Origin of the sequence: Alcanivorax sp. (genome assembly GCF_017794965.1) — a bacterium.
Classification (GTDB): Bacteria; Pseudomonadota; Gammaproteobacteria; order Pseudomonadales; family Alcanivoracaceae; genus Alcanivorax.
The window spans coordinates 1174157-1196343 of record NZ_CP051240.1; the positions used below are offsets into that span (position 1 = coordinate 1174157).

A 22187-nucleotide genomic window follows, 5' to 3' on the forward strand; every position below is an offset into this window, starting at 1 on the left:
TGAGACGCGAACCTGCTTGCGTCAGGCCGTGCCAGATTCGGTTCGCACCTCGAGAGGTGCTCCTACAGTGCGACCCGGGGGCGTTGCTGATGTCTGAACCCCTCTTCAATCGCATTGCCATCATTGGCCTCGGCCTGATTGGCGGTTCCTTTGCCGCTGCCGCCCGTGAAAACGGCTTGGCCCGCTCCATCGTGGCTGGCTCGCGCTCGGCGCGCACCCTGGAGCAGGGCATTGCCCTGGGGGTGGTGGATGACGGTAGCCAGGATCTGGCCGAAGCGGTAGCCGGTGCTGATCTGGTGTTTGTTTCCACCCCCGTGTCGGCCATGGGCAAGGTGCTGGCGGCGCTGAAGCCAGGACTTTCCCGCACCGCCATCGTCACCGACGGCGGCAGTGTGAAGGGCAATGTGATGAGTGCGGCCCGTGACGCTCTGGGCGAGCATTACGCCCGTTTCGTGCCCGGCCATCCCATTGCCGGCAAGGAAAAGAGCGGTGTCACTGCAGCAGATGCCAGCCTTTACCGGGATCACCGGGTGATCCTGACGCCCACCGACGATACCGATCCGGCGGCCACCGCCAAAGTGCGCGCTATCTGGACCGCCATGGGCGCCGAAGTGCTGCAGATGTCCCCGGATTATCACGACCAGGTGCTGGCGGAAACCAGCCATTTGCCGCATCTTCTCGCGTTTTCGCTGGTAGATACCCTGGCGAGGCAGGGGGATTCCAACGAGATTTTCCGCTATGCTGCCGGCGGTTTTCGGGACTTCACCCGGATTGCCAGCTCTGACCCGGTCATGTGGCACGACATTTTCCGGGAGAACAAGGATGCCCTGTTGCAGGCGCTGGGCCTGTTCAGCGATGGCATCGACCGTTTCCGCGATGCCGTGGAAAAAGGGGATTCCGATGCCCTGATGGGCATCATGACCCGCGCCAACACGGCCCGGGCACACTTTATGGCCATGAACGGGCGCACTTCCTATACGCGCGCCCAACATTCAGGTGACGACACAATCATGACAGACAATAGCAAGGCCAACCCGACCTATCTGATGAGCCCGGGTGGCAAGCTGAATGGCCGCATTCGCGTGCCCGGCGACAAATCCATGTCCCATCGCTCCATCATGCTGGGTTCCCTGGCAGACGGCGTGACCGAGGTAGAAGGTTTTCTCGAAGGCGAAGACGCCCTCGCTACCCTGCAGGCATTCCGCGACATGGGCGTGGTGATTGAAGGCCCCAACAATGGTCAGGTGACTATTCATGGCGTGGGCCTGAATGGCCTGAAGGCGCCCTCCAAGCCGCTGTACATGGGCAATTCCGGTACGTCCATGCGCCTGCTCACCGGGCTGCTGGCCGGTCAGGCCTTTGATGTGGAACTGACGGGGGATGCGTCCCTGTCCAAGCGTCCCATGGAGCGGGTGGCCAAGCCCCTGCGTGACATGGGCGCCCAGATCACCACCGGTGACGAAGGTCGTCCGCCGGTGCGTATCCGTGGTGGTCAGCCGCTCAAGGCGATCCACTATGATCTGCCCATGGCCTCGGCCCAGGTGAAATCCGCCGTCTTGCTGGGCGGCCTGTATGCCGAAGGGGAAACCTCCGTCACCGAACCGGCCCCCACCCGTGACCACACCGAGCGCATGCTGGGTGGCTTCGGTTACGCCGTACGCCGTGATGGTGCCACCAGCGCGGTGCAGGGCGGTGGCAAGCTCACCGCCTGCAAGTTGGAAGTCCCGGCAGACATTTCCTCTGCCGCCTTTTTCCTGGTCGGCGCGTCCATTGCTGAAGGCAGCGAAGTGACCCTGCCGCACGTGGGCATCAATCCCACCCGTACCGGCGTGATCGACATCCTCAAGCTGATGGGGGCGGATATCCGCCTGGAGAACCAGCGTGATGCCGGTGGCGAGCCGGTGGCCGATATTGTGGTTAAATCCGCGCCGCTGAAGGGTATTGAGATTCCCGAGGAGCTGGTGCCCCTGGCCATTGACGAATTCCCGGCCATCTTCATCGCCGCCGCCTGTGCCGAGGGCGACACCATCCTGCGTGGCGCCGAAGAGCTGCGGGTGAAGGAGTCTGACCGTATCCAGGTCATGGCCGATGGTCTGGCCGCTCTGGGTGTGGACCATGAAGTGTTTGAAGACGGTATCCGCATCACCGGCGGCGAGTTCGGTGGTGGCGAAATCCAGTCCCACGGTGATCACCGTATCGCCATGAGCTTTGCCATGGCCTCCCTGCGCGCCACAGGCCCCATCACCATTCATGATTGTGCCAATGTGGCCACCAGCTTCCCGGGCTTTGCCCAGTTGTCTGCCCACGCTGGTCTCCAGCTGGAGGAAAAATGACGGAAACCGCCGTACTCACCATCGACGGGCCGGTTTCCTCCGGTAAGGGTACCGTGGCGCGGCGGGTGGCAGCCCGTCTGGGCTGGCACTTGCTGGATTCCGGTGCGCTCTATCGTGTTCTGGGCTATTACGCCAGAAATCAAGGGGTTGCGCTGGATGACGAGGCTGCGCTGGTGGCCCTGGCCAAGTCCCTGCCGGTGCGTTTTCTGGAGCAGCAGGGCGAGACTGCGGTGATTCTGGAGGGGGAAGACGTCTCCAACATCATCCGTCAGGAAAGTGTGGGCGAGCTGGCCAGCCAGGTGGCGGTATTGCAGCCCGTGCGTGATGCCCTGCTGGCCCGCCAGCAGGCATTTGCCGAATCCCCGGGCCTGGTGGCCGATGGCCGTGATATGGGCACCGTGGTATTCACTGCTGCCCCCCTCAAGATTTACCTCACTGCCAGCGCCGAAGAGCGCGCCAGACGGCGCTTTGAGCAGTTGAAGCAAAAGGGCTTTGGTGCTACCCTCGCGACCCTTGTTGAGGACATCCGCACCCGGGATGACCGTGACATGAACCGTGAGGTGGCGCCATTGCGCCCGGCAGACGATGCCGTGGTGATCGATTCCACCACACTCTCGGTTGATGACGTGGTAAACCGGATTCTCGACGAGGCTGCGGCGCGACAGCTGGTCTGAGTCTTTTCAGGCAGGCGTAACGAAGCAGTCACACACCCATGGCACCCTTCGGCAACCCTTGCCGCGGGGCGTTTTTGATTCTGTGTTCAAGCGGCCGATCTGTCACTCCCTCACAAAGTAAGCCAGCTGGGGAGGGCGGGTCCAACTACTCATAACCCATGTCTGCTGGTTGGCATGTGAATGTAAACAGAGAGAAACATGACTGAATCTTTTGCTGATCTTTTTGAAGAAAGCCTCAAGGACCTCGACGTAGCTCGTGGTTCCATCATCAAGGGCACCGTTGTATCCATCGATAGCGACTGGGTAACCGTCAACGCTGGCCTGAAATCCGAAGGCATCATTGCCCGTGACGAATTCATCAACGAGGCAGGTGAACTGGAAATCGCCGAAGGCGACGAAGTAGATGTAGCCGTAGATGCCATCGACGATGGCATGGGCTTCACTCGCCTGTCCCGTGAAAAAGCCAAGCGCGCCGAAGTATGGGGCGAGCTGGAAAAAGCTTTCGACGAAGACGAAATCGTAAAAGGTCAGATCTCTGGCAAGGTAAAAGGCGGCTTCACCGTAGATATCGGTCCGATCCGTGCCTTCCTGCCGGGCTCTCTGGTAGACATCCGTCCGGTGCGCGACGTTGCTCACCTGGAAGGCAAAGAGCTGGACTTCAAAGTCATCAAGCTGGATCCCAAGCGCAACAACGTGGTCGTTTCCCGTCGTGCGGTGATGGAAGCCGAGCACTCTCAAGAGCGTGAAGCACTGCTGGAATCCCTTCAGGAAGGCATGGAAGTCAAGGGTATCGTGAAGAACCTGACCGACTACGGTGCGTTCGTGGACCTGGGCGGCATCGACGGCCTGCTGCACATCACCGATATGGCCTGGAAGCGCATCAAGCATCCGAGCGAGATCGTGGAAGTGGGTCAGGAAATCGACGTCAAGGTACTGAAGTTCGACCGCGAGAAGATGCGTGTTTCCCTGGGTCTGAAGCAGCTGGGCGAAGATCCGTGGCACGACATCGTGGGCAAGTACCCGGAAGGTGCCAAGGTGAAGGCCAAGGTAACCAACCTGACCGACTACGGCTGCTTCGCCGAGATCGAGGAAGGTGTAGAGGGTCTGGTTCACGTATCCGAAATGGATTGGACCAACAAGAACATCCACCCGTCCAAGGTTGTAGAGATCGGCGACGAAGTGGAAGTGATGATCCTGGACATCGACGAAGATCGTCGTCGTATCTCCCTGGGTATCAAGCAGTGTCAGTCCAACCCGTGGGATGCCTTCGAGCAGAAGTACCAGAAAGGCGAGCGCATTTCCGGCAAGATCAAGTCCATCACTGACTTCGGTATCTTCATCGGTCTGGAAGGCGGCATCGACGGTCTGGTGCACCTGTCCGACATCTCCTGGGAAGAGCAGGGCGAAGATGCCGTGCGTAACTTCAACAAGGGTGACGAGCTGGAAACCGTGGTTCTCTCCATCGACGCAGAGCGCGAGAGAATTTCCTTGGGTATCAAGCAGTTGACAGACGATCCGTTTGCTCAGTATGTTGCAGCTAACGATAAGGGCGCAATTGTTAAGGGCGTAGTCAAAGCGGTAGACGCGAAAGCGGCCACCGTAGAGCTGGCTGAAAATGTCGAAGGTACCCTGCGTGCCAGCGAAATCAGCCGTGACCGCGTTAACGATGCGACCGAAGTGCTCAACGTGGGCGACGAAGTGGAAGCCAAGATCGTCAACGTTGATCGCAAGAACCGTGTACTGAGCTTGTCCATCAAGTCTAAGGATCAGGCTGATGAGCGTGAGGCCATGGACAACCTGTCTGAACAGCAGGATGCCAATGCGCCGAAGACCATCGGTGATCTGATCAAGCAGCAGATGGAAAACAGCAACGAGTCTTAATCGGCTCCTCCCGAGGGGCCGGCAATGATGCCGGCCCCACTGGGCTGGGAGCCCAGGGAGCAAGCTGTAATGGCGTTAACCAAATCTGAACTGATTGAGCGTATTGCCGACCGACAGTCCCAACTGTCGCCCAAGGACGTGGAACTGGCAGTCAAGACGCTGATCGAGGAAATGGCCGATTCCCTGGCCGGCGGTGGTCGCATCGAAATTCGCGGCTTCGGCAGTTTTTCCCTTCATTTCCGCGCCCCCCGTGTGGGACGCAATCCCAAAACCGGTGCCAGCGTCGAGCTGCACGGTAAATATGTTCCCCATTTCAAGCCTGGCAAAGAGTTGCGCGAACGCGTTAACGAATCCCTGCATCTGCAAGGCAGTGATGACCAGGACTCGGAATCCGATGGCAGCCAGGCGGCAGCCAGCTGACCCGCTCCCCCATGCTGTAACCGGCGAGGGCCGGAGAGAGGAATTCTGCCATGCGTAACTTGTACCGCATCCTGGTGATTCTGGCTGTGGTGGCCATCTTCCTGATCGCTTTCCTGTTTGTCACCAGTAACCGTGATCTGGTCACCCTGGACCTGTTGGTAGATGGCTGGCACTGGGATGTTTCCCTGGGCGTGCTGGTGATCGGCATTCTGGCAATCGGCCTGTTGGCCGGCTTACTGGCCGGCATCGGCCTGCGTGGTCTCAAGAGCCTGTTTTCATGAATGAATCCCTGTGGTTGATCCCGTTCTTCTTTGTTGCCATCGGAGCGGGTTTTTTTCTGGGGCGCCGCGAGAGCCGGCGTCGTCAGCGCCGCCGCATGGCCTCCCTGTCCAAGGACTACGTGGCCGGCATCAACTTCTTCCTCAACGAAGAACCCGACAAGGGCATTGAAGCCCTTCTCAAGGGGCTGGACGTGGGCGAGGAGGGGCTGGACACCCATCTGGCCCTGGGCAAGCTGTTCCGTAAACGCGGCGAGTTTGACCGTGCCGCCCAGCTCCATACCCACCTGCTGGAGCATGGCGACTATGCCCGCCCGGTGCAGGAAGAGATCCAGCTGGAACTGGCCCAGGATTATCTGGCCAGCGGCATCTTTGACTTGGCCGAACAGGTCCTGCTGGAAATGCTGGATCAGAACTGTGAAGCCAAGGATGAAGTCTGCAGCCAGTTGATGGGCCTGTATGAACAGGAGCGTGACTGGGTCAACGCCATCAGCATGGGCGAACGATTGCTGAAGAGCCGGCCCGAACTGGCTTCGGTACTGGCGCAGTACTGCTGTGAGCAGGCAGACAATCTCAAGCGGGACAAGGACATCAATCCGGCTCGCCGCATGCTGCGCCGGGCACTGTCCTTTGACGATAAATGCGTGCGTGCCAGCTTCCAGGAAGGGGAGCTGGAAATGGACGAGCAGAACTGGGAGGCCGCGATTCAGGCCTACCAGCGCATCTGGGTGCAGGACAGCGACTTCTTCGATGAAGTGCTGGACAAGCTGCGTGCCTGCTATGACGCCCAGGAGAAGGGCGAGGATTTTATCCAGATGCTGGCGGACTACAGCGCGGAGAAACCCAGCACCAGCCGCATCCTGCTGCTATCTGAAGCCCTCAAGGACCGTTACGGCGACAAGGAGGCGGCGGACTTTATCGGCGAATACATGAAAGCCAACCCGTCCGTACGCGGCCTCAACAAGATTCTCGACATGAGCCTGGCCGGCATTGTGGAAGGTGAAGCCCGCGAACACCTGGATGCCCTTCGCCAGATGTCCGAAAAGCTGGTCAACAACAAGAGCCTCTACAAATGCCGCCGCTGCGGCTTCGAAACCCCGCTGATGCAATGGCGCTGCCCAAGCTGCAAACGCTGGGGCACCATCAAGCCAGTGGTGAAGGAGGTTTAAGAGCAGCTATCAGCTATCAGCTACAAGCTACAAGCTACAAGCTACAAGCTACAAGCTACAAGCTACAAGCTACAAGCTACAAGCTACAAGCTACAAGCTACAAGCTACAAGCTACAAGCTACGCTTGGATTAGGAAAATCCAAAAAGTTCCCGGATTCTGCATTGCTACGAAGCCGCTGTAGGAGCCCAGCTTGCCTGGGCGATCCGAGCCCAAGCGAGGCAAGGATTCCAGAGCCCCGGCTTGAGCTGTAGGAGTTCCCTTCCAGGGGACGAACCGTACGCAGCACGGCATCGGCAGGCCCCAAAACATGACCCCTTCGGTCCCTTCGCCCAGACAAGCTGGGCTCCTACAGAAGCGCGCATTGTTTATTGTAGGAGCCCAGCTTGCCTGGGCGATCCGAGCCCAAGCGAGGCAAGGATTCCAAAGCCCCGGATTGAGCTGTAGGAATTCCCTTCCAGGGACGAACCGTACGCAGCACGGCATCGACAGGCCCGAAACATGACCCCCTTCGGTCCCTTCGCCCAGACAAGCTGGGCTCCTACAGAAGCGCGCATTGTTTATTGTAGGAGCCCAGCTTGCCTGGGCGATCCGAGCCCAAGCGAGCTAAAGATCCCAGAAACGCCGATAGCGCCGTGGGAGAGCCAACTTGTTGGCCGAAGGGCTCTCAGGCTGGCACAGCGTCCAAGAGCGGATGCCCCATTCGTTCAGCAAGCTGAATCTCCCACGGTAAAGCCTGCTAGCCTTGGAGAGATTGCTGCGCTCGATGATAGCGCCGCTGTTGCTGCCGATGCCACCATAATCCTGTCGACGATGCCCTGAGGCACGTCTGACCTGCACCACCCAGCGTTTGTGCGTGGCGGCATGTTTGGACTCCACAGGCCCCGAAAAAATGACCCACTTCGGTCCCTTCGCCCAGACAAGCTGGGCTCCTTGTATGTTGCCACTTCACCATATGAATTATGGTTTACCGGTTACCGGGGAGGCCGTTCGCTCCTGGAAGCAGCTTGCTCTGACTTCGTCTGTAGAGCGGCTCCCCGCCTCATTACCTACTCCGAAGGGTATCCCGAAGCCGCTTGCGCGAGACTTCGTATCACAAGGTCGGTAGCAGGTAAGTCAGTGCGAGGTCGGGGAACCGGTGACTATTGTCGTTAATTCAGCGTTGCGAGTGAAGGGTATGTCTGTATTTGCCGGTGTGGATATTGGTGCTAGTTCTGTGGATGTTGTGAGCTTTGGCGATGGTAGGTTCAGCAAGCCCAAGCAGTACAAGCAGTCCCCTGATGGCCACAATTCCATGATTGCCGCGATGAAAAAGCTTCGACCGAAGTGCATCGTCATGGAAGCAACAGGAGTGTATTACTTTGATCTGGCGGTGGCTCTGGTTGAGGCCGGCCTGCCCGTGGCAGTGATTAACCCCAAAAGCACCAAGAACTTCGCCAATATCAAGCTGCAGAACAGCAAGACCGACAGCATAGATGCGGCACTTCTGGCCGAGTACGGCATGCGGATGGAGCCCCGGTTGTGGACACCACCAGATCAGCACCGTCAGGCCCTTCGAAGCCTCGGAAGGCAGATCAACCGCCTGACCGGTAGCCGGACACAGGCAAAGAACCGCCTCCATGCCATGAAGGCCACCCAGTCTACGCCCACGCTGCTCGTTGAAGATGAGCAGGAAGCGATTGAGATGCTGGATCGACGCATTGATCGGCTGAAGCGGGCTGCGGTGGAGCTTCTGGGAGAATCACCTGAGCTCAAGCGCTTGTATAAGCACTTCTGCGCAGCCAAGGGCATTGCGGAGGCAACGGCCCTCGCGTTGCTGGCTGAGCTGTGCGTCTTGCCGGATCATCTGAAATCCGCTCAGGTAAGCCGTCATGCGGGCCTGGATATACGTCTGTACCAGTCTGGAAGCAGCGTTCATCAGGCCTCAAGGATCAGTAAAGCGGGCAACGTGTACATACGCTCAGCGCTGTATATGCCTGCCATGTCCGCCGTGCGCTTTGACCCGAATGCCAAGGCATTTTATGAGGCCCTGGTCGCCCGCGGGAAAACCAAGCTGCAGGCCCAGGTGGCGGTAATGCGTAAGTATCTGACTGGCCTGTGGGCCTGCGTTAAGACGGACACCCCGTTCGATTCATCACTGCTTTTTAGTGATTGCCATGCGAAAAATGCTTGCGCTTGAACAGGGTATCTACAGAGGCGCGCATTGTTTTTGTAGGAGCCCAGCTTGTCTGGGCGAACCGAATCAAAACCCGCCTCAGCCTGAGGGTTTGCCTTTCGCAACTCGAAACTTGTCACTCGCAACTGTCTGACCATTCTTGAACCCCTTCCGAGCAACGCCTACCATACCCCCGCCTACCCACCACCCAGGAAATCGCCATGTCTATCACCAGCCCCGTTGTTGTCGCTCTGGATTACCCCGATCAGGCACAGGCGCTTGCCATGGCGGATCAGCTGGATCCGGCCAAGGTGCGTGTAAAAGTGGGCAAGGAAATCTTTACCCGCAGTGGTCCGGCGGTGGTGGATGCCCTGCTTGGCAAGGGTTTCGAAGTGTTTCTCGACCTGAAATTCCACGATATCCCCAACACCGTGGCCGGTGCCGTATCGGCCGCCGCTGACATGGGCATCTGGATGGTGAATGTGCATGCCTGTGGCGGCCAGCGGATGATGGAAGCCGCCGCCAACGCCATTGCCAATCACGCCAACCGTCCGTTGCTGATCGCGGTGACCGTGCTGACCAGCATGGACGCGGCAGATCTGGAGCAGGTGGGGGTGGTGGATGCCCCTGAAGTGCAGGTCCGTCGTCTCGCCGAATTGTCCAAGGCATCCGGCATGGACGGTGTGGTTTGTTCTGCACAGGAAGCCGTCATGCTGAAAGAAGCCTGTGGCAAGGAATTCGCGTTGCTGACCCCGGGCATCCGGCCCGCTGGCGCCGATGCCGGTGACCAGCGTCGTGTCATGACGCCCGTGCAGGCCCGCGACGCCGGCGTGGATTACATGGTAATCGGCCGCCCCATCACTCAGGCGGCAGAGCCTACAGTGGTTGTGGACGAAATATTACACAGCCTCTCCTGATTCACTGACACGGATTGCCCCCACAGGCTGATAACTCTCTGTGGGAATGCCTTTTATGGTGCTTTCTCCAACCTAAAGGAGATCAATCATGAAAGGATTCAACACCGTACTCGCCGTTATCCTGCTTGCCTTCGCTGGCCTGTCCCAGGCCGTGGAAGTGACCCCGGTACCTTCTACCGCTACCGCCTCCGCTACCGAGCAGGCCAGCGCGCAGCGCATCAATCTCAATACTGCCGACGCGACCCAGCTGCAGGCGCTCAAGGGCGTGGGGCCCAGCACGGCCGAATCGATTATCCAGTGGCGTGATGCCAATGGCCCCTTCACCAGTGTGGATCAGCTGCTGGCCGTGAAAGGCATTGGTGAAAAGACCCTGGCGGGTTTGCGGGACAACCTGACTGTGCAGTAATGTCTGCCCCCGGGTGGGGCCGTTTTGCCGGCCCGGTAGCGGGGTGGCATACTGCCCCGCTTTGCAAGGATGCTCTGGGGGAATCATGAAGATGAAATTGGGCCTGTTGCTCTTTCTGGGCGCATTACTGGCAGCCTGCACCAGTAACACGGTGACTATTCCTGACAATCACTACAGTGATGACTACACCGGTGTCCCCGAGCGGGCCTCGATCCTGTTGTTGCCGGTATCGCCCACCCGGGATGAATATCGCAGCGGCGTGACACCGGTGACCCGTTTGCTGGTGGACGATCTGAAGACCCGCCACAGCGTGGAAACCGTGGCGGTGCCGCTATTCAACAAAGCCTGGCTTGAAGCCATAGAAAGCGTGGGAGGAATCTATTCTGCCTCTTCCGGTGCCTTCGATCGCGGGCGCTACCAACAAGCGGTGAAACAACTGGTCAAAGCGCTCAACCCCGAAGGCGAGCATGACATCGTGATCTTCCCCACCCTGGTGGAACGGCAAGCCGAAAGCACGGGGAAATACGCCAAGTGGGATGGTGTCAGGCGGGCCAACATTACCGATGGGCTGGACGATGCCCGTTTCTCCCGCTGGCACGGCAGTGTGGGGGCGGTTTCCTTGCAGCTGAACAGCTTTGACGGGCAGGGCACCTGGCTGTCCACCAGTTACGGTGGGCTGGTATTGCCCCATTACTACAGCATTGAAGACAAGATTCCCCGCACGCACCAGAAAGACGATATGTTCGCGGACGAGAAGGCTCTGGATGAGGGGATTCGTTTAGCGGTGGTCCCCTTCCTGGGACCGGTGGTGAAAGGACAGTAGCGCGCGGAGAACGGCGTCCTCCGCGCCCCCGTTACTCGGTGGTGTTGTCTTCCTCTTCCTGGGTCAGCGATGGCTTGCTGTCTGCCACGTCGTCGCTTCTTGCCTCTCCGTTCACCTCACCGTTGACCGCGCCGTGGCTGTCCTCGCCGGTGTCGGCGCCTGTGCCGGGTTGCTGGTTCTTTTCCTTTTCCTTGCTGGCTTTTTCCGCCTGGGCTTCCACTTCTTCCGTGGATTTCACCTCACCAATCCGGAACGCCGCAAAGCCGGCATGGACCACCTGGTTCACGGCCATCCCCAATATCCGGCCGTCATAGGGCGCGATAATGGCGCTGCCGGTGTTGCTGATCGGATCGGTGACGGTGCCGAGGATCTCTCCCTTCTTCACCTTGTCGTTCAGCTTCACCTCGGACAGCAGGATGCCGCCCTGGCCTGCACGAATCCATTCCGATTCGAAGAACACCGCCTGGGGTGCACTCCAGAATCGGCTGGCTTTTCGCATTTCCAGGTTTTCCAGCAGGGTTTCCAGCGCCTGCACGCCATAATTCACGGCCTGGGGCTCCAGCCGGTTGGGGCCGCCGGCTTCCATGGTCACGGAAATAATGCCGTCCTTCACCGCTGCGTCGCGCAGCATGCCGGTGGCACCGGGGCTGTGCAGCACGGTCATGCCACCAAAGTGCTTGGCGAAGGCCACCACATCCGGGTTGTCCAGATCCGCCCGCAGCTGGGGCAGGTTGATGCGCTTCTGGGAGCCGGTATGCAGGTCCACCAGATAGTCGCAGTGGCTGACGATGTTGCTGTACAGGGAATGGGCCACCCGCGAGGCGGCGCTGCCCTTGGCATAACCCGGGAAGTAACGGTTCAGGTCACGGCGGTCGCTGAGGTAACGGCTGCCACTGCGGAAGCCGTCCAGATTCACGATGGGCACCCCGATCACGGTACCGGCCAGCTGGTCCGGCTCCAGCTCGTACATCAGCCGCCGCACCATCTCGATGCCGTTGAGTTCATCACCATGGATCGCCGCCGTGAGGCAAAGCTGGGGGCCGGGCTTCTGGCCATGGGCAACCAGCACCGGTACCGGGGTGGCAATGGACGCGAAGGACTGATCCGGGGTCCAGTGCAGGGTGGCAAAACTGCCGGGCTCCACCTTGCGGTTGAGCAGGGCCAGGGACGTTTGCTGCGGGGGGGCGGTTTCCGCGCTGGCGTCTTCCTCGCCCGCCGGGGGCACATGGGCGGGCTTGGCCGGTGTGGGGTGGTCGGTTTCCTGCTGACGCTCTACCGCACGTTCCTCATCTTCCGCCTCATTGGCCTGCAGCGGGCTGCTGATCAGCAACAGGCCGGTGCCGAGGATCATCAGAAAGCGAATCAATGAATGCACAACCACTCCTTCTGTTGGTTCAGCCGAGCTGGTCCAGTTCGTCCCAGCGGGCGTAGGCGGCGTCCAGTGCCGTCTGCAGCTCGGTCTGTTGCTGTTGGGCGGCAGTAATCTCGGCCGGGTCGCCCTTGTAGAAGTCGGGATCGGACATACGGGCCTGCACCGCATCCAGATCGCCTTCCAGCTGTTCGATGGTACCCGGAAGTTGCTCCAGCTCGCGCTGATCCTTGTAGGACAGCTTCTTGGGTTTGGGCGCTTCCTCTTTGGCCGGTGCCGCCGGCTTGAGGGCTTTGACGGGTTTTTCCTTCACAGGTTCCGGACGCTGACGAATCCAGTCCTGATAGCCGCCCACGTAGCTGTTCAGCTGGCCGTGTTCGAACACCAGGGTGGAAGTGACCACATTGTCGATGAATTCCCGGTCGTGGCTCACCAGCAGCAGGGTGCCCTGATAATTCATCAGCTGTTCTTCCAGCAGCTCCAGGGTCTCCGCGTCCAGATCGTTGGTGGGCTCATCCAGTACCAGCAGGTTGAACGGCTTGGTGAACAGCTTGGCCAGCAACAGCCGGTTGCGCTCACCCCCGGACAGGGATTTCACCGGCTGGCGCACCCGGCCGGGATCGAACAGGAAGTCCTGCAGGTAGCCGATCACGTGTTTGTTCTGGCCGTTGAGATTGATCACATCGGAGCCTTCGGCCACGTTGTCGATCACGCTCTTTTCTTCGTCCAGGGTATCGCGCAGCTGGTCGAAGTAGGCGACTTGCAGTTGGGTGCCAATCTTCACCGTACCGCTGTCGGGTTTGAGCCGGTCCAGCAGCAGGCGGATCAGGGTGGACTTGCCGCAGCCATTGGGCCCAAGGATGCCGATGCGGTCGCCACGCATCAGCGTTACCGAGAAATCCTTGACGATCTGCTTGCCGCCCACCGCGAAACTCAGGTTTTCCGCTTCCACCACAATCTTGCCGGAGCTGTCGCTGCTCTGGATGGTCAGGTTGGCGGTGCCGGTGCGGTTGCGGCGCTGGGCAAACTCATCGCGCATGGCCTTGAGGGCACGGACCCGGCCTTCGTTACGGGTACGCCGGGCCTTGATGCCTTGGCGGATCCACTTTTCTTCCTGGCTGAGCTTCTTGTCGAACTCCGCGTTGGCTTTCTCTTCCGCATCCAGTTGCGCCTGCTTGCCGGTCAGGTACTTCTCATAGCTGCCGGGCCAGCTGGTCAGCCTGCCACGGTCCAGTTCGATGATGCGGGTGGCCAGGGCGCGGATAAAGGCCCGGTCGTGGGAAATGAACACCAGGGTGGCGCCGTAGCTTTTCAGAAATTCTTCCAGCCACTGGATGGATTCCATATCCAGGTGGTTGGTGGGCTCGTCCAGCAACAGGATATCCGGTTCCTGCACCAGTGCCCGCGCCAACAGTACCCGGCGCTTCATGCCCCCGGACAGACCGGCAAACTGCATGTCGCCATCCAGGCTCAATTTGGACAGGGCGGTATCCACCCGCTGGGACAGCTGCCAGGCACCACGGGCCTCGATCTCGCTGCTCAGTTGTTCGAAACGGGCCAGCACCTTGTCATCGGCGTCGCCCAGCTGATGGGCCAGCTCGGCGTGTTCGCTGAGCAGGGCGCCATGCTCACCCAGGCCCTGGGACACCATGTAGTGCACGCTATGATCCTGATCGTCCGGCACTTCCTGTTCCAGCCGGGCAATGCTCAGCCCCTGGGTCTGTTCGATCTGCCCGTCATCCGCCTGGATCTCCCCGGCGATCACCTTCATCAGGGTGGACTTGCCCGCCCCGTTACGGCCAATCAGACACAGGCGCTCGCCACTGTCGATGGAAAGGTTCACATGGTCCAGCAAGGCCTGCTGGCCATAGCTGAGCTGTATTTCGCGAAGCGTGAGTAATGGCATACGATAAAATCCGCATCAGGCAACACGCATCACGCAACACGGCGCGAACCCGGCAATGGTGGGATTGAGAGTCAGTGCCTCGCGCCCGCACGCTGAAGCGCGGAGAATAAGTCCCTGGAGAGGAAAGCCGTACCGCGTGATGCGTGAAGCGTGATGCGTCTGTTATTGAACGCGCAGTGTAGCAGCTTGTTACTGCCCTGTACTGGCCCAAATGCGGGGGAGTCAGGCAGTCTTTGGGGGAATGGAGGAGGGAGCCAGTGAGTGAATTTTTACGCGACCGTTATGAAGAAGTGGATCTGAGCCCGGGGCAGGGCAAGATTACCGCCACCGTGTCCATCGGGCTGGGGATTCTGGCGCTGATGGGCAGCTTCTGTTTCCTCTACCCCGAGATCTTTACCACGCCTGATTTCCGCGGCTTCTACAATGCCGAGGTGCTGCGTATTGCTCTGTTTATCGGCATCGGTATCGGGTTCACCTGTGGTTTTTTCAGCGTGTTTCGGCATCAGGAAAAACGTTACGGCATCATCGGCATGGTACTGGCCTGCATGGCGGCGCTGATTGGCTCCGGGCGGCTGGATGTGCCGCCGGTGGAGGGCCGCAGCCTGTATGCCGGGCTGGATTATTTCATCCTCACCCTGTTGGTGCTGGCGCTGGTGTTCATCCCGCTGGAACGGGCCTTTCCCAAGGACCCGCAACAGAAAACCCTGCGCGGTGGCTGGGTCACCGACATGAAGTACTTCCTGTTCAGCCATGTGGGCCTGCAGCTGATCAGTTTCTTCACCATCATCCCGATCCAGGTGGTGCTGCATGACAAGGTGGATATCGGCTTCCAGCAGGCCATTGCCAGTCAGCCCCTGTGGCTGCAGTTCATCGAGATCCTGATCGTCATCGATCTGGGCAGCTACTGGATCCATCGTGCCTTCCACGAAGTGCCTTGGCTGTGGAAGTTTCACGCCGTACACCATTCCACCACCCAGATGGACTGGCTGGCCTCCTCGCGCCTGCATGTGGTGGAGATCATCGCCAACCGCTTCGTGGGTTACCTGCCCATCTTCATCCTCGGCTTTGCACCTTCAGCGGTGTATGCCTACCTGGTGTTCGTGTCGTTCCACGCCATCTTCATCCACGCCAATGTGCGTTTCCGTTTCCCGGGTATCCGCTGGCTCATCGCCACCCCGGAATTCCACCACTGGCACCATTCCTCTGAAGACCAGGCGGTAGACAAAAACTACGCCGCCTTCCTGCCCATCTACGATAAACTGTTCGGCACCCTGATCATGCCCAGGGAGCTGGCCGCCGAATACGGCACCCGAGCCAGCACCCCGGTGCCGGAAGGCGTGGTCAAACAGTTCCTGTTCCCGTTCCGCCGGGGCTAGAAGATTTTTTACCACAGAGACCACGGAGTTCACTGAGGGAAACCCTTTTTCTTCTCAGTGCTCTCTGTGATCTCTGTGGTTAAACAAGGTTTTTATATGGAAGACGTAATCGAACTGCTGCGCGAACGCCACGAAGGTGGCCTGGTGGCGCTGGAACTCCCGGACGAAGACCGCCTGGTAGAAATCGAAGAGCAACTACTCATTCCGCTACCCGGTGACTACAAGGAGTTCCTGCTCAACGCCAGCGACATTATCTGCGGCAGCCTGGAACCGGCCACGGTGATGGACGACTACGCCCACAACTTCCTCCCCGAAATGGCCGCCAACGCCTGGGACCAGGGCATGCCCCGCTACCTGATCCCCGTCTGCGAAGCCCCCGAAGGCATTTATGCCATGTCCCAGGAAGGCAGCGTGCTGCTCTGGCAGCCCGGCAACGGCATCAGCGAGGAAGAAGAGTGGGGGAGTATCTGGCAGTGGGCGCGGGAAATCTGGCTGGAAAGTTAATGAATAGTTAATAATGAATAATTAATAGCTAAGAAGCCCCAAACCCATCTGTAGGAGCCCAGCTTGCCTGGGCGATCCGAGCCTAGGCGAGGTAAATTAGTCTGTAGGAGATTCTATGTTGTCCACCCCTTTTATGAGGCAGGCATAGATACGTAGTCAGTACGGCTCTTCATCAGCGCGAAGGCGATACGGACCAGCTTACGTGCGAGGATGACCAGGGCCTGCGTTTTCGCCAGGCCACGGTCGAGATAACCTTGGTAGACACCCGCCCAGCGGGCGCTTTTACGAGCGGCCATGGCCGCACAGTAAAGCAGTCTGCGGGTCTCTGAGTCGCCTTTTTTGGTCAGCTTGCGTTTTCCCGTTCTGGTGCCGGAGTCCTTTACATGGACATCCATCCCCAGGAAGGCGACGAAGGCGTCGCTGTTGCGGAAGTCTCCTCGCAGGAAGGCCATGACCAAGGCGTAAGCCGTCAGATCGCCCACACCTTCCAGAGATTTGCAGCGTTGTACCTGATCGCAGAGCCCTGCCTCTCTTACGGTGTTGCGAAGATGCTTCTGGATTAGTGTATCCAGACTGTTGATCTGTGAGATCAGCCTTGTCAGGCTCGCCTTGAGAATCTTTTCGCCACCCAGGCTCTGTTGGATCATGGTTCGCGCCTTGATCAGCGCCGCGCGGCGGCGTAGCAGTGTCTGCAGTGTTCGATACGCCTTGGGCGGCGGGCTCCAACGGCGCAGATCCTCCTTCTCTCTCTGCAGATGGCGGGCAAGCAGCTGGGCGTCAGAGGCGTCTGTTTTAGCTCGGCCGCCTGTTCCCTTGCGGTAGCTGCTGAGACGTGAAGCATCAATGACGTAAATGTGGTGCCCTTTGGCATGGGCCAACTCGATGACTGCCATGTGGTAAGTCCCTGTGGCCTCAATGGCGATCTCACAGGAGCATGGCAGGCTCTTGAGCCAGTGTTTAATGGCTTTGGGGGTGTTCTCGATGGTGAACGTCTGGCCCTGGAAATGAATGACCAACTCGGCCTTGGCGACGTCGATGCCGACGATAGATCTTGCTACTTGCATTGCCACTGAACTGCCCCTTGAGCTAGGTTACACATGCTTGTCGGGGCGCACCTAAACGCTGGCTTGCTGGTATCGTCGGTCTGAGGTGCAACTCAGCCGATGGATTCTTTATCGGCGTATGAATAGGTGCGGGGTGGGGCCAAGTCTCCTACCGTCTGTACCCTGAGGTCAGATGCGTCGTTGGTCCCTCCACCCCGGCAAGTCCTGCATCATTGCAGGAGAGGCATTCAAACATACAAGCGGTCGTTTGCTATGCCCTCAGGGGGCGACCGCGATTGAAGCGCCTTGCTACACAAGGTTCGCACCTCAAGCGGGGCTCCTACATCCCCGCAAGATCCATCTCATTATTAATCAACACCACACACTGTGACGCAAACAGCATGGTCGGCCCCAGGCTGATCTTCTCGGTGCCCAGTCGCTTCAGGCTGTTAAAACTCTTCTTCGGCATGGGAATGTGATCGGTAAGAAGGAAACAGGGCTTATCGGCAAACGCCAGTTCGCGAATGCTCTCGCCCTTCGGGTCCATCATATAAAGCTGATGGCCATCCTCGGCCAGCTCCTTCACCAGCTTTTCGAAGCTCAGCGTGCGCACGGTAATGCCGCTCTCCACCGCCTTCATCTGCTCCTTGCCCATCCCCGCAGAAGCATCAAGCGCCCGCACCACCTTGGCCAGCAACGCCTGCTCATGAAACCCGCCAATATCCCGCATCTCCTCGGCCACAAAGGTAAGGGTGCGGGAATAATCCTGGGTGCTCTCCAGCACCAGATGTACCACCACATCGGCACGGTGCGACTGCGCCACAAAGATGGCATTCATCAGAGTGTGGGCGAGGATCTCGCTGTGGGCATCACCGCCGACGTTGGCCATTAGCGTCTGGCTGTTGGTAGAGGCGGCACGGGCGCGGAGGACGAAGGTACGCATTGGCAAGGGCTCTGGAGAGTGTGGGGGGATTGTACATCAGACGTTGATTGGGCGTGGAGACATGGACTATGGACGGGAAGATACGCCCGTTTTCAACGGAACGTTCCTTTGAGCTCGGTGTAAGACATTGGCTATTTCACTCTAACTGATTGATATGAGAGTATTTTGATATATTGAGCGGGGTGGAGGCTCGGAGTTAGACGGATCCGAGTTATAAGGAACGCTCTAATTAATACGCTGTTATGAAGGGAGGGAAGTTTCATGGATGGATGGCATTTTGAAGAAGATGCAACTTGCTGGCGAGATGTTGGTGGGGAGTTGATTTGCTTTGATGGTTATTTAGATGGGGATAGATACGTTTTTGCCGTTTCGCAAATAGCTCTAAATGATTACTACGGGACAGATGATACTCTAGAAGATGCAGAGAATAACTATCTCAATAATTATCAACATGTTGAGAGTGTGGCGGCTAGGTTCGCCTCTGAGTATGAAGCCAATGATGAGCCGCCCCATTATTTCATTGATTCAGACGCATTCAATGATTTTGCGTAATTTTCATAACAAGCCGTTGCAGTTCGCGCCTGCCGGCGCCGGACTCGTTACGCTCGCCGCAGTACAGGGGCGTTAGGCTTCAAGGGGGAAACATGAGCGTTGATGAAGAAATCGGAGAACTTGAGACGCTGATGGCCTCAGCGCCTCATGAAATAAACATTTCATTTCTAGATCATCGTGGCCGGAAGACGACGAAGTTAGTAGGGAATACTAGCGAAAAGAACTTTGTCAAAGGGCAGAACCGAACATATGAGTTCGAGTTCAAAGAGCCGCAGTTTGTATCTCTGATTCAGATCGATACGCGAGATTATGCGGATGGAAACAAAGCATCCTTCACTTGTACTTACCATCCATCCGGAGATAAGGGCAAAGTTCAAGTCGCTAACGCGAACAACGCATGGGTCGTCCAAATAAACGGGTTCATTACGAAGTTTTCGATTGAACCGCCAAGAAAATATTTAGGGGATCAGCTACTTACTTCTGTCCAAATCAAGGGGTTCAGTTCGTCCGAGTTCTCCGACATTGCTAAACAGGTTGGTTCTGTCGAGAACCTCCGCCAATCAGCACTTGAGAAATGTAAAGAGCGGCTTGAGACAGTAACGGCCAAAGAGGCAGAGGTCGAGGGTCTGAACCAGAAGATTGCGGAATTGACCGAGACGATCAACCGGCTAGACGGCGAAAAGGCACAGGTCGAAAGTCAGATCGATTCGGCGCAGGAAAAGCTGGAGGCAACGGGTCGGGCCGTTGGATCGAAAAAGCAAGAGCTATCTGAATATTCCGCCCGCATCGAGTCCGCTTCTTCATCAATTGAACAGAAAACGGAAGAACGGAAACAGCTTTCAACAGAAATAGCCAAGGCCGATGCCGAGCTGCGGGAGTTGAAAGAGAATATCAACATGTTCCCGACAGAAATCAGCGGCTTCGTTTCTCAGGGGGCATCAAGCATTAGAAGGTACTCATTTCTCGCCGCTATCCCAATCATTGTAATTGGCCTAGTGACCGTTGATCTGTTTTCGAAAGCCTCGGAACTCAGCCACTTGGAGAATCTACCTGAGGCGGTTTCCATTTGGGAGATTTTGATTGCGCGTTTCCCATACGTCTTGGTCTGTGGCGCACTTATCGCATCAAGTTACAAACTTGCCAGAGTGTTCATCGCTGAGATCATCCGAATCAATGAGCAGAGATTGAATCTCACAAAAATTAGCATTATCGCCAAGGATGTGTCGGACGCCTCGGAAGACGGCTTGTCGCTTGATGACGCTGCCCGCTATGAGCACCGCACGCATCTGAAGATGGATCTTTTGCGCGCCCATTTGAAAGGCTACCTTGCGGATGGTTACCAATATTCTAAGAAGGAACTGCCAACGCAAGACTTGCTACCGGAAGATGTTGGTAATGAGTCCGAGGGCTAACAAATAACAATGGCTACGGGGTCAGGTCTCCCATTTCCCAAAGCTGACGCTATGTGGGAATTGGGAGACCTGACCCCAATGTTCACGGCGGACGTCTTGCTATACGCAAGCTGATTTAGTGGAGTTCTTTGCGCTTATTGCGCAACGACATGTGGGGAATCGTCCGGGAAGAGTTGAACCGAGAGCGGTCAAACGACGGCCAAAGCCGACACCACTACTGACGCGGCCCAGACATGAAGCACAAGCTGATATACGCAAGAACGGCCATCCTCCAAAATAACGGGAATGGAGCCGGTCAGCAGCATGAAAGGCTTGGGCTTAAGTAAGTGCCATTCAGACCTGACCCCCAGGGGTGTTAGGTGTCCAGTCGAGAATTTGTAGAATAATCTGGAGAATTTAAGATATGTCAAATCTTGCTAGCTTGATTAAGTACTTTAGAGGTGGTGCTGCCGAAGACGAAAAGGAGATCAGAGGGGAAGTTTTTGTTCCACCCGGAAACATGGAGGATTTGCTGAGCTTCGATTTTCATTCAAATGTGATACTGCTCGGAAATAAAGGAGTTGGGAAAAGTATATTTGTGAACGTTATTCATGAGGCATATCTTAAGAACAAGGAGCTTTCGGTCCTCATAACACCAGATGACCTTGAATGTGATCCTATTTTAGAAAGAAAAACTCTATCTGATAAAAAAGCGGTTGCATATGCGCAAATGCTGAAAGCAATAGCATGTATAATTGGCGCGCACTCGAACAGAAATGAAGTGGCAATCTCTGAAGAGATGGTTTCTCTGCAAAAGCTAGCTATAAATGAAGGGTATTCAAAGGCTGATCTCATTTCAAAATTTTCCAGCCTTCTTGCTAAAGCAACACCGTATTGCGGTGAAATTGCTCAATCTTTGTTAGAGCAACAGAATAGCATTATGAACGTTAACAAGCTAACAGAAACAGTTGAAAATTATTTGTCAAATAAAGGCAAAAATTTATGGCTGTTATTGGATGACATAGACGCTGCTGTCGCAAAAGATTCTAAAGATGGATTTGATTACGGTGCGTGCTGGGCAATAGTTTCCGCAGCCATTGAGCTATCTCAAGACATTCCTAATTTAAGATGCCTTGTTTCTGTGCGATCAGATATTTGGCATGTGATGACCAGAGTTCAAAGGCATGGCCAGGAAAGAAAGGACAAGCTTGGTTTTGTGCATGAGTTGAAGTTTTCAGAGGATGAGCTTAGAAAAATCTTTAATCGTCGAATACAGTTGGCGGTTAATGATGCAAGTTCTACGCATGGAGTTTATACATTTTTCAAGAATGTCCAGGTGTTGCTGCCGGGAGAAACAGTCAATAGGCGAACGTGGGATCAATGGCTTTCAAAAATATCGCGCAATAGACCTAGAGACTTAGTGAAGGCTGTTCAGATGTTGATATCTGACGCAAAAAAAGAAAAGAAAGATTTTATTGGTGATGATAATGCACACGCAATTCTCCTTGGGTTTGGAAAAGAGAGAATCGAAAATATTGTTGATGAATATGACAAAATGTGCCCTCAGATAAACGAGATAGTGAATGACCTAACAGCTAAAAATACATATACATTCATTGAACTAATGGAGCTGCTTGAGAAAGCTCCGGCCAGGAGGAAGACTCAATTAGATGGTGTGCCCATGCAACAAACCAAGGAGGATGCTATTAAACTGTTGAGAATTTTGCATATGGCCTGTTTTATTAATCCACGCTTGGAAGGGGACGGGGATGATGCAGAATACAAACACTTTAACTTTCATGATTATCCTGATCTCATTGATTTTACTAAATTGAATGATTTACAGCGATATAAATGGCAAGTACATCCAGCGTTTCACACATACTCGCACGATATTCGTCAAAAGAAGAAAAATCTATCTACCTTGTAGTGGATCACCTAACAATCCAAAGCACTCGGACCTCGCTAAGTTCGGCCGGTGTTTGGGGCGTTATGTGTATGCCAGTTTTCGAGTTTGAGCTATGGCGATAAGTGAATTTGAAGAGCGTC

The 22187-nt window shown here is 56.7% G+C and carries 19 protein-coding genes; 15 read left to right on the forward strand and 4 right to left on the reverse strand.

What is annotated here, in order from left to right:
- Positions 1-89 precede the first annotated feature (89 nt).
- The 10 genes from HF945_RS05290 (at position 90) to HF945_RS05335 (ending at position 11054) form a co-directional block, all read left to right on the forward strand.
- Complete coding sequence (locus tag HF945_RS05290; RefSeq protein ID WP_290524709.1) at positions 90-2333, forward strand: bifunctional prephenate dehydrogenase/3-phosphoshikimate 1-carboxyvinyltransferase; 2244 nt, start codon at positions 90-92, stop codon at positions 2331-2333.
- Positions 2330-3007, forward strand: a complete 678-nt coding sequence (gene cmk, locus HF945_RS05295) for a (d)CMP kinase (RefSeq protein WP_290524710.1) — start codon at positions 2330-2332, stop codon at positions 3005-3007. The genes HF945_RS05290 and cmk overlap by 4 nt, the downstream gene beginning before the upstream one ends.
- Positions 3008-3205: 198 nt before the next feature.
- Complete coding sequence (gene rpsA, locus HF945_RS05300) at positions 3206-4888, forward strand: 30S ribosomal protein S1 (protein ID WP_290524711.1); 1683 nt, start codon at positions 3206-3208, stop codon at positions 4886-4888.
- A gap of 69 nt (positions 4889-4957) precedes the next feature.
- Positions 4958-5308 carry an integration host factor subunit beta gene (ihfB, locus tag HF945_RS05305; RefSeq protein WP_290524712.1) on the forward strand — a complete coding sequence of 117 codons (351 nt, stop codon included), beginning with the start codon at positions 4958-4960 and terminating at the stop codon, positions 5306-5308.
- A gap of 50 nt (positions 5309-5358) precedes the next feature.
- Positions 5359-5589, forward strand: a complete 231-nt coding sequence (locus HF945_RS05310; protein WP_290524713.1) for a lipopolysaccharide assembly protein LapA domain-containing protein — start codon at positions 5359-5361, stop codon at positions 5587-5589.
- Positions 5586-6755: a lipopolysaccharide assembly protein LapB gene (gene lapB / locus HF945_RS05315; protein WP_290524714.1), complete on the forward strand. Its 1170-nt coding sequence runs from the start codon at positions 5586-5588 to the stop codon at positions 6753-6755. Before HF945_RS05310 ends, lapB begins: the two co-directional genes overlap by 4 nt.
- 1175 nt (positions 6756-7930) lie before the next feature.
- The gene (locus tag HF945_RS05320) at positions 7931-8932 is read left to right on the forward strand and encodes an IS110 family transposase (protein WP_290523520.1); all 1002 of its coding nucleotides are present in this window, start codon (positions 7931-7933) and stop codon (positions 8930-8932) included.
- Between the two features lie 197 nt (positions 8933-9129).
- On the forward strand, positions 9130-9825 hold the full coding sequence (gene pyrF / locus HF945_RS05325) for an orotidine-5'-phosphate decarboxylase (protein ID WP_290524715.1): 696 nt from the start codon (positions 9130-9132) through the stop codon (positions 9823-9825).
- An 88-nt stretch (positions 9826-9913) separates the two neighbouring features.
- Complete coding sequence (locus tag HF945_RS05330) at positions 9914-10231, forward strand: helix-hairpin-helix domain-containing protein (protein ID WP_290524716.1); 318 nt, start codon at positions 9914-9916, stop codon at positions 10229-10231.
- An 85-nt stretch (positions 10232-10316) separates the two neighbouring features.
- Complete coding sequence (locus tag HF945_RS05335) at positions 10317-11054, forward strand: hypothetical protein (RefSeq protein ID WP_290524717.1); 738 nt, start codon at positions 10317-10319, stop codon at positions 11052-11054.
- Positions 11055-11085: 31 nt separating this feature from the next.
- Here the strand turns inward: HF945_RS05335 and HF945_RS05340 are convergent, their stop codons facing one another.
- Entirely contained in the window at positions 11086-12420 is a 1335-nt protein-coding gene (locus HF945_RS05340) for a succinylglutamate desuccinylase/aspartoacylase family protein (protein WP_290525392.1), read from the reverse strand.
- Between the two features lie 28 nt (positions 12421-12448).
- Positions 12449-14329 (reverse strand): ATP-binding cassette domain-containing protein, encoded by a 1881-nt coding sequence (locus HF945_RS05345; protein ID WP_290524718.1) that lies wholly within the window; start codon positions 14327-14329, stop codon positions 12449-12451.
- 257 nt (positions 14330-14586) lie between these two features.
- Between HF945_RS05345 and HF945_RS05350 the strand changes: the two genes are divergently transcribed.
- Positions 14587-15705 carry a sterol desaturase family protein gene (locus HF945_RS05350; RefSeq protein ID WP_290524719.1) on the forward strand — a complete coding sequence of 373 codons (1119 nt, stop codon included), beginning with the start codon at positions 14587-14589 and terminating at the stop codon, positions 15703-15705.
- A 96-nt stretch (positions 15706-15801) separates the two neighbouring features.
- The gene (locus HF945_RS05355) at positions 15802-16209 is read left to right on the forward strand and encodes an SMI1/KNR4 family protein (protein ID WP_246968657.1); all 408 of its coding nucleotides are present in this window, start codon (positions 15802-15804) and stop codon (positions 16207-16209) included.
- 131 nt (positions 16210-16340) lie between these two features.
- On the opposite strand, the gene HF945_RS05360 is transcribed toward HF945_RS05355, so the two are convergent.
- Both HF945_RS05360 and trmY read right to left on the reverse strand, forming a co-directional pair.
- The gene (locus HF945_RS05360; protein ID WP_290525365.1) at positions 16341-17273 is read right to left on the reverse strand and encodes an IS110 family transposase; all 933 of its coding nucleotides are present in this window, start codon (positions 17271-17273) and stop codon (positions 16341-16343) included.
- Between the two features lie 319 nt (positions 17274-17592).
- Positions 17593-18195, reverse strand: a complete 603-nt coding sequence (gene trmY / locus HF945_RS05365; RefSeq protein WP_290524720.1) for a tRNA (pseudouridine(54)-N(1))-methyltransferase TrmY — start codon at positions 18193-18195, stop codon at positions 17593-17595.
- Positions 18196-18456: 261 nt separating this feature from the next.
- Between trmY and HF945_RS05370 the strand changes: the two genes are divergently transcribed.
- From HF945_RS05370 to HF945_RS05380, 3 genes are all read left to right on the forward strand, one after another.
- Positions 18457-18747 (forward strand): hypothetical protein, encoded by a 291-nt coding sequence (locus HF945_RS05370; RefSeq protein ID WP_290524721.1) that lies wholly within the window; start codon positions 18457-18459, stop codon positions 18745-18747.
- A 92-nt stretch (positions 18748-18839) separates the two neighbouring features.
- Positions 18840-20159: a hypothetical protein gene (locus HF945_RS05375; protein ID WP_290524722.1), complete on the forward strand. Its 1320-nt coding sequence runs from the start codon at positions 18840-18842 to the stop codon at positions 20157-20159.
- A 403-nt stretch (positions 20160-20562) separates the two neighbouring features.
- A complete protein-coding gene (locus HF945_RS05380; RefSeq protein WP_290524723.1) occupies positions 20563-22068 on the forward strand; it encodes a hypothetical protein in 1506 nt (501 codons plus the stop codon).
- Positions 22069-22187 lie beyond the last annotated feature (119 nt).

Excerpts from the sequence above, each read along its gene's own strand:
- HF945_RS05375 (WP_290524722.1), top strand. The coding sequence starts at position 18,840 with ATGAGCGTTGATGAAGAAATCGGAGAACTTGAGACGCTGATGGCCTCA.
- lapB (WP_290524714.1), top strand. The coding sequence starts at position 5,586 with ATGAATGAATCCCTGTGGTTGATCCCGTTCTTCTTTGTTGCCATCGGA.
- HF945_RS05290 (WP_290524709.1), top strand. The coding sequence starts at position 90 with ATGTCTGAACCCCTCTTCAATCGCATTGCCATCATTGGCCTCGGCCTG.
- cmk (WP_290524710.1), top strand. The coding sequence starts at position 2,330 with ATGACGGAAACCGCCGTACTCACCATCGACGGGCCGGTTTCCTCCGGT.
- HF945_RS05330 (WP_290524716.1), top strand. The coding sequence starts at position 9,914 with ATGAAAGGATTCAACACCGTACTCGCCGTTATCCTGCTTGCCTTCGCT.
- ihfB (WP_290524712.1), top strand. The coding sequence starts at position 4,958 with ATGGCGTTAACCAAATCTGAACTGATTGAGCGTATTGCCGACCGACAG.
- HF945_RS05370 (WP_290524721.1), top strand. The coding sequence starts at position 18,457 with ATGGATGGATGGCATTTTGAAGAAGATGCAACTTGCTGGCGAGATGTT.
- pyrF (WP_290524715.1), top strand. The coding sequence starts at position 9,130 with ATGTCTATCACCAGCCCCGTTGTTGTCGCTCTGGATTACCCCGATCAG.
- HF945_RS05380 (WP_290524723.1), top strand. The coding sequence starts at position 20,563 with ATGTCAAATCTTGCTAGCTTGATTAAGTACTTTAGAGGTGGTGCTGCC.
- HF945_RS05345 (WP_290524718.1), bottom strand. The coding sequence starts at position 14,329 with ATGCCATTACTCACGCTTCGCGAAATACAGCTCAGCTATGGCCAGCAG.
- HF945_RS05360 (WP_290525365.1), bottom strand. The coding sequence starts at position 17,273 with ATGCAAGTAGCAAGATCTATCGTCGGCATCGACGTCGCCAAGGCCGAG.
- rpsA (WP_290524711.1), top strand. The coding sequence starts at position 3,206 with ATGACTGAATCTTTTGCTGATCTTTTTGAAGAAAGCCTCAAGGACCTC.
- HF945_RS05320 (WP_290523520.1), top strand. The coding sequence starts at position 7,931 with ATGTCTGTATTTGCCGGTGTGGATATTGGTGCTAGTTCTGTGGATGTT.
- HF945_RS05310 (WP_290524713.1), top strand. The coding sequence starts at position 5,359 with ATGCGTAACTTGTACCGCATCCTGGTGATTCTGGCTGTGGTGGCCATC.
- HF945_RS05355 (WP_246968657.1), top strand. The coding sequence starts at position 15,802 with ATGGAAGACGTAATCGAACTGCTGCGCGAACGCCACGAAGGTGGCCTG.
- HF945_RS05335 (WP_290524717.1), top strand. The coding sequence starts at position 10,317 with ATGAAGATGAAATTGGGCCTGTTGCTCTTTCTGGGCGCATTACTGGCA.
- trmY (WP_290524720.1), bottom strand. The coding sequence starts at position 18,195 with ATGCGTACCTTCGTCCTCCGCGCCCGTGCCGCCTCTACCAACAGCCAG.